10 protein-coding genes are annotated in these 12,581 nt (G+C 60.8%); 6 read left to right on the forward strand and 4 right to left on the reverse strand.

Annotated elements, in window-relative coordinates; translation table 11 throughout:
* Positions 1 to 282: 282 nt before the first annotated feature.
* From AB7M23_RS18165 to AB7M23_RS18175, 3 genes are all read left to right on the forward strand, one after another.
* The gene (locus tag AB7M23_RS18165) at positions 283 to 609 is read left to right on the forward strand and encodes a hypothetical protein (RefSeq protein ID WP_065761036.1); all 327 of its coding nucleotides are present in this window, start codon (positions 283 to 285) and stop codon (positions 607 to 609) included.
* Between the two features lie 81 nt (positions 610 to 690).
* On the forward strand, positions 691 to 4,200 hold the full coding sequence (locus AB7M23_RS18170) for a hypothetical protein (protein WP_454241585.1): 3,510 nt from the start codon (positions 691 to 693) through the stop codon (positions 4,198 to 4,200).
* Between the two features lie 111 nt (positions 4,201 to 4,311).
* Positions 4,312 to 5,070, forward strand: coding sequence for a hypothetical protein (locus tag AB7M23_RS18175; RefSeq protein WP_454241586.1), 759 nt, complete (start codon positions 4,312 to 4,314; stop codon positions 5,068 to 5,070).
* An 83-nt stretch (positions 5,071 to 5,153) separates the two neighbouring features.
* Here the strand turns inward: AB7M23_RS18175 and AB7M23_RS18180 are convergent, their stop codons facing one another.
* Together AB7M23_RS18180 and AB7M23_RS18185 are read right to left on the reverse strand one after the other, a co-directional pair.
* Entirely contained in the window at positions 5,154 to 6,560 is a 1,407-nt protein-coding gene (locus AB7M23_RS18180; RefSeq protein WP_454241587.1) for a tetratricopeptide repeat protein, read from the reverse strand.
* A 35-nt stretch (positions 6,561 to 6,595) separates the two neighbouring features.
* Positions 6,596 to 7,180 carry a hypothetical protein gene (locus tag AB7M23_RS18185; RefSeq protein WP_454241588.1) on the reverse strand — a complete coding sequence of 195 codons (585 nt, stop codon included), beginning with the start codon at positions 7,178 to 7,180 and terminating at the stop codon, positions 6,596 to 6,598.
* 234 nt (positions 7,181 to 7,414) lie between these two features.
* On the opposite strand from AB7M23_RS18185, the gene AB7M23_RS18190 reads away from it, so the two are divergent.
* The 3 genes from AB7M23_RS18190 to fhuB are packed head-to-tail and all read left to right on the forward strand — an operon-like array spanning position 7,415 to position 11,086.
* A complete protein-coding gene (locus AB7M23_RS18190; RefSeq protein WP_454241589.1) occupies positions 7,415 to 8,182 on the forward strand; it encodes an ATP-binding cassette domain-containing protein in 768 nt (255 codons plus the stop codon).
* A 16-nt stretch (positions 8,183 to 8,198) separates the two neighbouring features.
* A complete protein-coding gene (locus AB7M23_RS18195; RefSeq protein ID WP_158240130.1) occupies positions 8,199 to 9,110 on the forward strand; it encodes an ABC transporter substrate-binding protein in 912 nt (303 codons plus the stop codon).
* Complete coding sequence (gene fhuB, locus AB7M23_RS18200) at positions 9,107 to 11,086, forward strand: Fe(3+)-hydroxamate ABC transporter permease FhuB (protein ID WP_454241590.1); 1,980 nt, start codon at positions 9,107 to 9,109, stop codon at positions 11,084 to 11,086. The genes AB7M23_RS18195 and fhuB overlap by 4 nt, the downstream gene beginning before the upstream one ends.
* Before the next feature lie 9 nt (positions 11,087 to 11,095).
* On the opposite strand, the gene fhuF is transcribed toward fhuB, so the two are convergent.
* Positions 11,096 to 11,866 carry a siderophore-iron reductase FhuF gene (fhuF, locus tag AB7M23_RS18205; RefSeq protein ID WP_454241591.1) on the reverse strand — a complete coding sequence of 257 codons (771 nt, stop codon included), beginning with the start codon at positions 11,864 to 11,866 and terminating at the stop codon, positions 11,096 to 11,098.
* A gap of 49 nt (positions 11,867 to 11,915) precedes the next feature.
* A complete protein-coding gene (locus tag AB7M23_RS18210) occupies positions 11,916 to 12,413 on the reverse strand; it encodes a sigma-70 family RNA polymerase sigma factor (protein ID WP_065761045.1) in 498 nt (165 codons plus the stop codon).
* Positions 12,414 to 12,581: the final 168 nt, after the last annotated feature.

A 12,581-nucleotide genomic window follows, 5' to 3' on the forward strand; every position in this document is an offset into this window, starting at 1 on the left:
ATGCTAGAACGACCACTCAAGGTTGAGCGCTTCGGGCGCGGACGACTTGATTTTTATCAGTTCAAGGCAAGTCGTTTACGTTGAAGTCCGTTTCGAAGGGGGAATGCAGTGGGCAGGTCACGGGTGCGCCGCGCCACAGGCCTGGAAATCGCTTTTTTTACGACTGAATTTGCCCGTCGAATAATCTCGAACTACAGTTTCAACGCGCCATCGCTCGTGTTTCAGGAGTCTTGTCTTTCACACATCCCGCAATAGCCAGTCAGTGCAGAATGGAGTTCTCATATGGCAATCAGCGCTATCGTCAATGCTGTCTTCAACATCGACAGCAAAACCTACACCGCGTCCCTCAACATCCCGAGTTCCGCCCCCACCAAGGACGCACCTTTCCAGTTCAGCGTGATCTCGCAGGCTCCGACGCCCGATGGAGGTAAAGCACCGGCTCCGCAGACACTGCTCGAGGTCGCCGTAGGCAGTACCAACCAGGTGTTCGTTGCCGTTTCACCGCCCATGGATGTGATTTCCGGTGCCATCGGCAGTGATGTGGTTCAAGACCTGAATGTTGTCGTGTCGGAAGGCACCTACAACCGCGAGAAGCATACCTTCAGCTAAGCAGCGCTCGAATGTGCGACGGGGTGTTCCTGACCACCTCGCCGCATCGAAGCCTATCGTCTGCGGGAGGGCCCTTCGCCCATGGATATCCGCATCTCGGCCCAGTTCGGCTGGTCAGAAATTTTTGGTGGAAAATTCAATAGCCAGAGCACCTGCGAACTGGACTTATCGCGGCAATACAGTCTGATCTACGCCGATCTGGCCACTCCTGGCGGCACCGGGCTCGACGTTTTCTCGTTGTTGAATGATGCGTTCGACACGCAACTGCCCACAGGAAAGATCCTGGTGCAGGATGCCGGCTTTTTCACCTTCAGCCATTTTGGCGATGGCGCGCCACCGAGCGGTACGACGCTGCTCAATGTATTCCCTCAGACGCCGATTCCCATGAGCGTGGCTGAAACGACCCTGTCCATGGACAGCACCTGTGGCTTCTGGCTCACGGTGCGACTCAAGGACATCGAGTTGTTCGACAGCTTGATCCAGATCGGTTATGACACCTCAGCAGGCGCCGGAGACACGCTCTCGCTGTCCGCACTATTGGCCAGCGGCACATCTGCAGGCTCTGCCGTAAAGCAGGCAGTCTATGAGGTGGCCCTGCCGAACTTCAAGTTGTTCGGCATGTTCGGTTTCGAGAACATCAAGGTGGGCTACCAGTTCACCACGGCCAGGCGACTGAGCATCAGCGGAAACCTGACCGTGACGGTGTTCAGCAACGACTATGCCTTCTCCGGTGCGCTGATTTCCGATGACGCAAAGAAAACCGTAACGGCCTGCCTGCAGGCGGCGCAACTTGATGCCACGATACCCTCGCTGTTCGGGGGGGCCATGACCGGCATCTCGTTCTCAAACCTTGTGTTCGGCGCCTATGTCCAGTATGGCGATGCCTCGGCACAGAAGCATTTTCAGGTGCAAGGTTCGGTGAAGGTGGGATCGGCTCAACTCACCGGGCAGATCTACCTGCAAAACGGCACGCCTCAGGTGGCAAGCGTCAAGGTCGACCAGACCCTATCAATCGGCGATCTGTTCAGACAGTGCCTGGGTATCAAGCAGCCGCCCACCTCGCTGATAGACATCACCTTCAAGGCCGGCAGCCAACTCTATTACTGCGCAACCGCAGGCGCCGCGCCGCTGAGCCTGAATACGTTCGCCTGCCCGGCGTCGGGAGGGACAGGCGTGGTGCCCGTCGCACCACCGGCCAGCAGCATTCCGTACCTGCCCGGTTTCAATATTCAGGCTGTTTTTGACCTGACGCTCGTCAGCACCCTCGAAGTGATCGGTAACATTCAGATTGCCAAGGATGGCATTACTGCGTCCATTGCCCTGACCAAACCCATCGACATCTATATTCTGACCATCGCTGCACCGAAGGCGACCAGCGCCACAGGCGGGCCGACGCTGTACATTTCCACGGTCGGCGATAACGCGTCCATGGGGTTCGCCGGCAGTCTGTGGTTCATGCAAGCGTCATTTGGCGTCGATATCACCGTGGCAGCAAGCAAGAACCAAAGCGGCAACCTGCAGATCGATGGAACGCTCACCGCCCTCTCCGATTACGCCCCCTTCCTGCCCAAGAACACGTCATTGGGGGTGCGCTACAGCAAGGATGGCGGGTTCCAGATTACCCACTGGCCAAACTTTGAATACCTGACCAAGGCCATCGACTTCATCAAGACCCTGCAGAAGCTGTCAAGTGAAGGCAAGCCTGGCTGCGGCCAACTGGCAGATTTCGCTTTCAATACGCTGCTCAAGTCCAACTTCACCATCAGCGTGTCGTTCAGTACGCAGAGTAACGGCGTAAGCTTGCAGCTTGACGGCAATTACACCCTTTCGATCGCCGACACCGCCCTCACTGCTGTGGCGATCCCCTTTCCCGGCATCGTTTCGATCCCCCTGCCCAACACTGCCAAGCTCTCTGAACTAGGCGCTTACATCGATAAAGCGCTTGAACAAGCGGCAGAGTCGTTCGTGCAGGGGCTACTCAAAAACAGCGAAGCCATTGCCACGCTTATCGCCCTGACAGCCGGCAAGGCGGCCGCCTCCTACGCTGCCACACTGGCGTGCCAACAACTGATCGAAGGTGCGGCCGCCGACGCAGTAGCGAGCACCGCAGCGGCGGCACTGGCGGCTGCCGAAGCCGCTGCCGCCGGTGCGGCGGGTGCTGCCGCCGCCGTAGCCGGTACGGTAACGGCTGTCGTGGCGATCCTGAACGGTACTGGCACTGGCACTGGCACTGGCACTGGCACTGGCACTGGCACTGGCACTCAGAGTGCTCCTACCCATCCCGCCGTCAATATCAACAACACGGTGGTGACACTGACGTGGGGCGGAGGCCAGGGTAACAGTGGCTACCATGCGCAACTGCTCGACAGTGCCGCAAAAGTTCTGCTCGACCAGCCCGGGCTGGCCATCGAGGCACGCCAGACCACTTTCGAGTTCGCCTCCAGTTGGCCTACCGGCACGTACAAGGCCCAGGTACAGGGCACCAATGCGTCATCCGCCAGCGCCTGGGTTGAGGCGCCGTTTCAGCGCCTGCCGACACCCGCGGACCTGGCCGCTCATCCCGACGACAGCCTCAAGCCTCCGAACACTGGCGTAACCTTGAGCTGGACGGCTGTGCAGAATGCCCTGTCGTACGTGCTTTCCAGTACCCATGCAGGCAGCACCTGGACGCCGGATCAAACGCTCCAGCCGACGACGCCGGGGCAGGCGCCGCCCACTCGCTGCAATGTGTTGTTCGATACGGTCGCGCCGGCTGGCGACTTCAGCTTCACCCTTGTCGCCCACGGCAACTCTGCCACGGTGCCCAGCCTGCCGAGCGAGGCTCTGGTACTGACTCGCCTCGGCACGCCGGTGAACCTGCAGGCAACAAGCTCAGGCGTCACCGCGACCCTTCGTTGGCAGCCAGTCCCCGGTGCCTCCGGCTATCAAGCGCTGATCACCGACGCAGACAGCGCCCTCCAGGTCAGCCTGCTGAACGCGAGTACACAGGGCGACAATCTGATTGCGTTACTGACGCTCAAGGGGGCCCCTGGAACGTCGCTCGTCTACCAATTGGCCGTGCAGGCGGTACCCGTTGCGGGTCAGTTGAATGTCATTGCCGGGGCACCTTCGAACGCGGTGAACGTCACGATCACAGCGTTTTCGAGCGCCGCCGACATGGCCAAGGCCCTTATCGCCGAAGCAGTCGAGGGGGGGCGATGCGGCCAATTGCTGCTAGACGCGTTCCCGAACCTGAGCCTGGACACCTTGGCCAGCGCCATGGCCCAAGCCGGTTATGCAGCCGCCGACACCAGCAAAGGACTGCTCCGCGCCTGGCCAGACACACCGCCGGCTGCGTTGGCGGCGGCGTTGACCCAGGCCTATCCGGACCCGGTTCAAATCGCGCGGGATATGCGCCATCAGGGAGCCCCTGGCACAGATTGCGCTCAGGCCCTGATCAAGGCGTACCCTGTCCTGACCGCCAAGGAGATGGCAAGCGCCATGGCGCAAGCCGGGTATCTGGCCGATGACACGTCAAGCGGATTGAAGGCGGCCTTCCCAGCCCTGTCGCCACTGGAGATGTCCGTCGCGCTAGTGAGTGCTTATCACTGAGGCAAAGAGCATGCGGTCACGCAAAGTGTGCTGATCGCCCCAAGGTCGGGTGGCATTCGACCGCCCTGTACAAACGCACGACCTGCATTATCACTACAAAGGAGCGTCACCATGATGATGGACGTACAACACATAGTCAGCCTCTTGGCCCCCTTGAAGCAGCAGGGCATGAGCCCGCTTCAGGCGGTGAATGCCCTGCTGTCGCAAGCATCGGCGGGCGACGGTTCGGTTGCGTTGGTAGTGCCCCATGAGGCGATCATCGCCAGCAGTGAAGCCGTGGCACGCGCCCTGACCCAGGTATTCGCGCCACTGAGCCCCGCAGAACTGGCCATGATCCTGCATGAGAGCTACCCCGCACTGTCGGCCCTCGACATTGGCAACGTCATCCTTGCCGCCGAGGTTTTTCCAGACACGCCGGCAGCAGTGATGTTAAGCGCCCTGACCGGCGCCGGGTTCGATGCGAACACCGCAGCCGATGCGGTGAATGTGCTTTACCCCATCACAGTCACGGTGCAATCCAACCAGCCCTGGCAAGCCACCGGGTTGCATGTCACAGGTCGCCAGGACACACAAATCAGCGCACAGGGCTCATGGACCGCCAACCCCGCAACCGGCATGGTGGGCCCCGCTGGCAACCGCGCATTCATCGCCAAACCCGGGTATACCCTGCCCGGTGCACCGGAAGGTGCGTTGGTCGCCAGGATTGGCGACAATGCGCCTTTCCTGGTAGGCACCCTGGGCCAGGCACCGGTCGGGCAGTCCGGGCAGATGCACCTGTGTATCAATGATGACGTCAATGGGATCTATGGCGCTGGGCTGAAGGATAACCACGGGACACTAGAGGTACATATCGTTACCCAACCCAGCTAGTACACAGCCACCAGGCAGCCGTTGCAGATAATCGGGCGGCTGTCTGGCAAACACCCGAGTGGGCTGATCGGGAGCCTGCGCGGTCATTCTGTGCCTGAGCGTTCCCGCTCGCCATAGAGCAAGGTTATGTTGACTCTTTTGTCAGCGTAACCCGGTCGGAATCTGATCGGCGCCGTCGCATGAAACAGGTCCGAGTTGAAGATGATTGCCCGGTTGCAGCGATACGGTATGACAACAGGCTTCGCACCTGCGTCTCTCAAAAAGGCAGAGATCCTGTCCCCTTGTCGGTTGTAGGCCTCGAAATCCCAATCCATTGGTGCTTCCACGTCATAGATCAGCAGCCCACCAGACGCCTGGTCCAGATTCGCCTCATCTGGCGTAATCCAGAAGTTCACGTTCACGGCTGCAAAATCCGCATGAGGGTGCGTTGCAGGTTGGTCATGCCGGTACTTGAACCCCCACATCTGCAACAGCGGATGCCGGCGACCAATCACATTCGGGAATGCCTGCTGGATCTCTTCGGCAATCTGCAACAACAACGGGCAATTGAAGCCGTCCCTGAAGAACGCGCCCAGGCGGTCATAGGCATACCTGTTGGCATGCCAGACGGTGGATTCCAGGCAGAACGTCTGCAACTCCGAGAGTGCTTTCGGCGTCAGGAAATCATCGATTACCACGATACCCAGCGTGCTTGCCAGATAGGCCTTCTCAGCGTCCAGGTTTACCCCGGTGCGCGACAACGCGTTTTCAGGCAGCCTCGCCGCCGGATAATGATGAACGATGCGCCCGTAAGTGCTCTTCATGTGCACAGCGTCAGCCACGCGCTGCCTCAACACAGCGTCGTTTTCGTTAAAACACTGAACCGCCTGGCCATAGCAGTCGATGATGCCATCGAAGACCTCGCCCAGCAGGCCGTGACTGCGTAAATACCGGTACTGTTCGAGGTCATGCTGCAGCTTGCCCGTCGATAACCTTGGCTCGGGTATCGTTACCAAGGGCGGATGGGCTGGCATCGGGTGATAAACACTGGCCCGGGTGACTGCGGCATACCGGGTCGCCCAGTAGCCCGCATCGACGAGATCGTTGGCCTTCAATGCCGTGCTGATCAGGTTGTCCAGTATTTCCGGGTCATGCGGGTAGCGCTCGACCAGCACCCGCCACATTGCCCTTGCTTCGTCGAACTTGCCAATGTGGACATACAAATGGGCAAGCAGGTAGGCAAGGTTCGCACGCGCCAGTTCAAATCCGGGGTCACGTTGCAAAGCCGTCTTGTAGCTGGCCAAAGCTTCTTCATTCTTGCCTTGCGCCTGCAAGGCCCAGCCCAGGTTGTTATGAGCCATAGGCCAGTCTGGCTGCTGTTTCGCAACAGCCCTGAAACAGACCTCGGCATCCTCGTAGCGACGAGAGAGGCACAGCCGGTGCCCCTCTTCGATCTGTGCGAGCCCGTCACCGGCTGCAGGCTGCTCATGCGCAGCCCGACCAGTACCCACCGCTGTGCCATAGCGAGGTGTTTGTGGCGCCAATGCTAGACAAACCCTCGAAACTGCTCCAGATACAAGCTCAGTTGCCTGGCATCGTCTATCGCTTCGTTGACGGTGCTTTCTACTGCGTCATTCCACGCGTGTATTTGCTCCCTGGCGGTATGGGTGTCGTCAAGCGCGGCCCAACTGGACTCTTGAACCTCAGTAACATCGAGCGCCCTTCGCTGACCATTTTCAGAAGCATTGAGCACAAAGTCATAGTTGAACAGAACGCTGCTTTCTATCAGTTTCGCCAGCATGCCGGTGCATCCAATAAACCCGACATAAACCTCGCCGTCGGTCGTGGCGATCGGAACCCCGGTGGTGGTCACTATCCCGCCAGGCGTCCTCATTTTGCTGATCTGGCCACCGGGCTGACTGTGCTCCTTGAGGCGAGTCTCCAGCGTGCGGGATGTATAGCCGCAATAGACCGGGAAGCACGCGCCGTCCGCGGTCGACGTGACGAAATAGAGGATATAGAGGCCAGCGCTTGTTACTGCCGGGGTATAGGTTCTGGTCATCTTGTAGGATGAGCCGCCATAGGCACGGATAATACCCGTTATGACCCGACTGTCCTGTTCTGCGTTCATGTGCACGTCCTTGTAGCCAGGGGTAGGAAATCGTTCGTACAAGAGCATAGCTGACGATTATCCAGCGGCCAGTTCCGCCTCTTTCTGCGCCCTGCGTCAGGGCTGTGGTCGCGGCGACTCCTCACGAGCAGGTGCTCGATGAAAAGACAAATAATTGATAACCATTACCATTAGTGTTACTTTCAGCAGCCCTACTTCACGCGCCCTGACTGCCGGGGCTATTGCGAAAACACGATGTTTGAACTGCAATCGGTCAGCTTCAGTGTTCCCGGACGAACCCTGCTGCACCCGCTGAACCTGAGAATCCCCCACGGCCGCATGGTCGGCCTGATCGGGCATAACGGCTCGGGGAAGTCGACATTGATCAAGCTGCTGGCCCGTCAGCAACTGCCAACCGAAGGGCAGATCACGCTGGACGACAAACCCCTGTCAGGCTGGCAGAACCGTGAATTCGCGCGACAGGTCGCTTACCTGCCGCAGCAACTGCCACCTGCCGACAACCTCACCGTGCGTGAGCTCGTCAGCCTTGGCCGCTACCCGTGGCACGGCGCCCTGGGGCGTTTTGGCAAAGAGGATCGCGAGCAGGTACAACGCGCCCTGGAGCTCACCCACACGCTCGTCTTTGCCGAGCGCATGGTCGACCATTTGTCCGGCGGCGAACGTCAACGTGTCTGGCTGGCGATGCTGCTTGCGCAAAACAGCCGCTACCTGCTCCTGGATGAACCCACCTCGGCCCTGGATATCGCCCATCAGGTAGAAGTGCTCGCGCTGGTCAAGAACCTGAGCGTTCAGTTAGGGCTTGGCGTGCTGGTGGTGCTCCACGACGTCAACATGGCTGCACGCTATTGCGACCATCTGCTCGCCCTGCATCAGGGGCGCCTGATGGCCGAAGGCAGCCCTGCCGAACTCATGCGCAGCGACACCCTGGAGAACATCTACGGCATCGCCATGGGCGTGCTGCCCCACCCTCAAGGCGGCTCACCCATCAGCTTCGTCTACTGACCCGGAGAGCATCCTGTTGCCTGCCATCGCGCTGCGTGCCGCTCTAACGATTGTGCTCTCTGTGTTGCTACCTGCCGCCTTCGCACAGCCTGTGACCTGGAACGATGATTTTGGTCCCGTCACCTTCAAGCAACCACCACGCCGGGTCATCGTGCTCGACTGGGGGCTTGTGGAGCAACTGCTGGCCATCGGCGTCACTCCCGTAGGGGTCGGCGAACCAGACGGTTATCGCCGCTGGGTATCGACCCCGGCGTTACCGACCAGCGTGGCCGATGTGGGGGCTCGTCGCGAGCCTAATCTGGAAGCCATGAGCCAGTTGCGCCCGGACCTGATCCTGGCAACACCCGAGTACGCCTCGATCCTGCCGCTGTTGAACGCGGTGGCGCCGACCATGCTCCTGGCCACGTTCGATGACAGTGGCCAGCCGTTGCAACGCTCGCGGCAGATCACAACGCTGCTTGGGCGCATGCTCGATCACCAAGCGCAGGCGGATGCCCTGCTCAAGCGAGTCGACAATCACTTCGCCGAAGCCCGGGCCGCGCTCGCCGGGCAAGCCCTGGAACCCTTGTACCTGGTCACCTTTCTTGATGAGCGGCACTTGCGCGTCAACGGTGGGCAAGGCCTTTACCAGGCGGTGCTCGATGAGCTCGGTTTACGTAACGCCTGGCACGGCCCCACCAGTTCCTGGGGGTTTGCGACCATTACCTTGGCGGCACTTGCCACCCCGTCCGATGCACGCCTGGTCCTGTTCGAGCCGTTGCCGGACGCCGCTGCGCTGAATCGCAACCCCATCTGGAAAGCCCTGAGCGCCGTGCGTGAGCAGCGCGTCGACAGCCTTCCTGCCGTATGGCCCTACGGCGGCGTCAGCAGTGCCGAGCGCCTCGCCCTGCTGCTAAAGCAGCGTTTTGCCCCGAGCGCCCAGCCATGATCCTGCGTTACATCAATCGCCACCCCGCACCGCTACTGACCCTGATGCTACTCGCAGCACTTGCCCTGGCAACCGGCAACCTTGCCACGCACCTGCCCCCTGGCCTGTGGTGGCAAGCCGTCAGCGCCCCCCAGACAGAACAACTCGACCAACTGCTGGTGCATTACAGTTGGCTGCCGCGAATGGCCATGGCCTGGTTGTGTGGCGCAACCCTGGCGCTGACCGGCTGCATACTGCAGCAAGCGTTACGCAACCCACTGGCCGAGCCTGCCACCCTTGGCATTGCTTCAGGCGCGCAACTGGCGTTGAGCATGGCCACCCTGTGGGCACCCGGGCTGCTCGTCCATGGCCGCGAATGGCTTGCGCTGGCCGGCGGCGCGGTGGCGCTGCTGCTGGTGTTCGCCCTGGCCTGGCGCAGAGCCTTCAGCCCGTTGGCACTGATCTTGGGCGGCATTCTTGTGTCGTTGTACTTCGGTGCGGTCAATGCCGGGTTGATGATCATCCACGGCCAGGAACTGGGGCCGCTGTTCATCTGGGGGGCCGGCTCACTCGTGCAACAGGACTGGCAGCAAGTAGCGTTTTTGCTGCCACGGCTGCTGCCGGCCCTGGGTGTGCTGCTGCTGATTCGTCCGCTGACCCTGCTTGGCCTGGAAGATTCCGGCGCCCGCGCACTGGGCCTTTCACTCAATGGCAGCCGTGTGATTGCCTTGGTGTTGGCCCTGTGGCTAAGCGGCTGCGTGGTGGCCAGCGTCGGCATGATCGGTTTTATTGGCCTTACAGCCCCCAGCCTGTGCAGCATGCTCGGTGCGCGCCGGCTGAAGGATCGACTGTTGTGGTCACCGGTGCTCGGTGCGCTGCTGCTATGGCTCACCGATCTGTTGGTGCAAAGCCTGGAAGGCTTTGACAGCGGCTTCCTGCCCACCGGCGCAGCGACGGCGCTGGTGGGTGCCCCACTGTTGATCTGGCTGATACAAGGCTTGCGCTTGCGCGGCGATGCGCCGCACTCAAGCGCCCACAGCAGCCGCCCCCGGTATTCAAACCGCATACTGTTGTCGGGCCTGGCGCTGTTGCTGGTCGCCACGGTGATGGTAGCGCTGGCCGTGGGCGATGGCCCGCAAGGCTGGACCTGGAGCCACGGCCCGATGCTTCAGGCGTTGCTGGAATGGCGCACGCCACGGGTGTTCGCCGCACTGGGCTGCGGAGCCTTGCTGGCGCTGGCGGGTTGCCTGATCCAACGCCTCACCGGTAACCCACTGGCAAGCCCGGAACTGCTCGGCATCAGTTCAGGGGCAGCCATGGGCATGTTGCTCGCCTTGATCGCACTGCCCGCTGCCAGCAACGGTACGCTGGTCGGAGCCAGTACCGCAGGCGCCGTGCTCACCTTCGCCGCGTTGCTGGCCTTGAGCCGACGTGACAACTTCTCGCCAACCCAACTGTTGCTGGTGGGCATCGCCGTCGGCGCGTTGTTCGATGCCTTGCTGCAAATACTCCTGGCCAACGGCGACTCACGCGCACAACACATGCTCAACTGGATGGCAGGCTCCACCTACCGCGCCAATGAGCAGACGGCGTGGCTGCTTGGGGGGATGTTGATGCTGTTCGGCGGGCTGTGCCTGATGCTTCATCGCTGGCTGGACATTCTGCCACTGGGTGAGGCCGCAACCCGAGGCTTCGGTGTCAGCCTTCGTGGTAGCCGCCTGGCATTACTGGGCTTGAGTGCGTTGATGACAGCCTGCGCCACGGTGGTCATTGGCCCCTTGAGCTTCATTGGCCTGCTGGCTCCGCACTTGACCCGTATGCTCGGGCTGGTACGGGCACGAGCACAACTGATGGGCGCCATTCTGCTGGGGGCCTTGGTGATGGTCGCGGCAGACTGGCTGGGGCGCAATGTGCTCTACCCTTACCAGATGCCCGCCGGTTTGCTGGCGGCGCTGATCGCGGGGCCTTACCTGATGCTGCAGTTGTGGCGGCGCTGAGCCGCCGGCTCATTCGACGCTCAGGCCGCGCTCAGCCAAGGCATAGCGCAACAACAGCTCATCGCTGATCAGCGGGCAATCGCTACAGCATTCATAACCGGGTAGCCCGTCACGCAGGCAACACTGGCGGCGCTGGCGGATCTGCAGCGGGCCTTGTGGCCCTGGCATCTGCACATAGCGCACCGGCTCGAACAGCCGGTTGCGCTTGCCGTGCGGCCACTCGCGAACCCTGATCAGCGCCTCGCCATGGGCCAGGGTGTCGGTCGGAAAGCCACGCTCGGCCAACACACCGACAATACTCTCCACATAGTTGCCGGCGTTGCTCCATAGCACCCGGGGCGACAGCTTGACCACGCGTGCCAGTGCATCGATGAAAGGCTCCAGGTTGCCCTCTATCAAGGGTGCAAATCGCTGCCAGGCATCATCAGGCGCTACCCGCTGACCCTGGTTCGGCAATACCAGGCGGGCAGGCAGCCCTTGCGCATCGATGACCACCTCGATGTCGTCCAGCGTGACGGGCAAGTGCCACCCCAGCACCAGGCTTGACGCCACCACCGCAGGCAGCACGGTCAGGAAATAGTCCTTGGACCATAAGGAGGCCAAGGCGCGCCGGTCGGCACCGGGATACCCCACGGCATACAGGTCCAGGCACTGTTCAAGCTGCTCGGCTTCAACAAAGCGTCGCCCTGACACCACCGGCTGGTCGCCGGCACTCAGGCTCAGGCCTTCGGCGTATACCGCCAGTTCTCCACAAAACAGAGGGGCCAATACATCGATCAAGAGCTGTACATCCGTGTAAGAGGCGGGCCAAAAGTCATTTCAAAAGGCATTACTGTGCCCGGTTTGCAGGCACAACGCCCAGTCGCTGGCGACAATGACGCAGGGCATCACGCAGGAGAAAATTGATCAGGGTCGGCGAGGCGTCCTCACGGCGTGCGGCTTCGCGCTGGGTATGCCCTTGCAGTTGGGTCATTTCAAAAATGCGCCGGGTGCGCTCGGGCAATTCCAACAAGGCGCGGTGCACCTGCTCAAGCATTGCCCGATGGATAACGGCAGCCTCCGGCGAGGGTTTGGAACACAACAGAACATACGCCTGCTCTTCCCCAACGCTGTGGCAGTTCTCCCAGTGCTGACGCCGCAGACGGTCGATGGACAGGTTGCGCACCATCCGGTAGAGATAACCCAGCGGATGGGCCACAGGCAGACAAACAGGCTGTTCACACAATTTGAGGTAGATATCCTGAGCAACATCTTCTGCCTGATAACGACAGCCCAGTATGGCGTTGGCTCTGTCGATCAATGCCTGGCGATTGTCCAGAAAAGCCATCAGTAGCTCCGGGTTGTTGTTCGTTCCATGAGTCGTCAAAGCGAAACACCTTCAGGTCAATAAGAAGGGGTGAGTCCGATCGCGAATAATGCTATTACAAACCATTATCATTAGCAATTAATGACAAGGTGTTACTACGCCGCGTTCGAGGCGAAACCGCCTGTGCGC

It is taken from the genome of Pseudomonas sp. HLS-6 TE3448 (assembly GCF_053629555.1).

What these genes read in the sequence shown, in the direction of transcription:
- AB7M23_RS18165 (WP_065761036.1), top strand. Translation starts at nt 283, where the DNA reads ATGGCAATCAGCGCTATCGTCAATGCTGTCTTCAACATCGACAGCAAA.
- AB7M23_RS18170 (WP_454241585.1), top strand. Translation starts at nt 691, where the DNA reads ATGGATATCCGCATCTCGGCCCAGTTCGGCTGGTCAGAAATTTTTGGT.
- AB7M23_RS18175 (WP_454241586.1), top strand. Translation starts at nt 4,312, where the DNA reads ATGATGATGGACGTACAACACATAGTCAGCCTCTTGGCCCCCTTGAAG.
- AB7M23_RS18185 (WP_454241588.1), bottom strand. Translation starts at nt 7,180, where the DNA reads ATGAACGCAGAACAGGACAGTCGGGTCATAACGGGTATTATCCGTGCC.
- AB7M23_RS18190 (WP_454241589.1), top strand. Translation starts at nt 7,415, where the DNA reads ATGTTTGAACTGCAATCGGTCAGCTTCAGTGTTCCCGGACGAACCCTG.
- fhuB (WP_454241590.1), top strand. Translation starts at nt 9,107, where the DNA reads ATGATCCTGCGTTACATCAATCGCCACCCCGCACCGCTACTGACCCTG.
- AB7M23_RS18210 (WP_065761045.1), bottom strand. Translation starts at nt 12,413, where the DNA reads ATGGCTTTTCTGGACAATCGCCAGGCATTGATCGACAGAGCCAACGCC.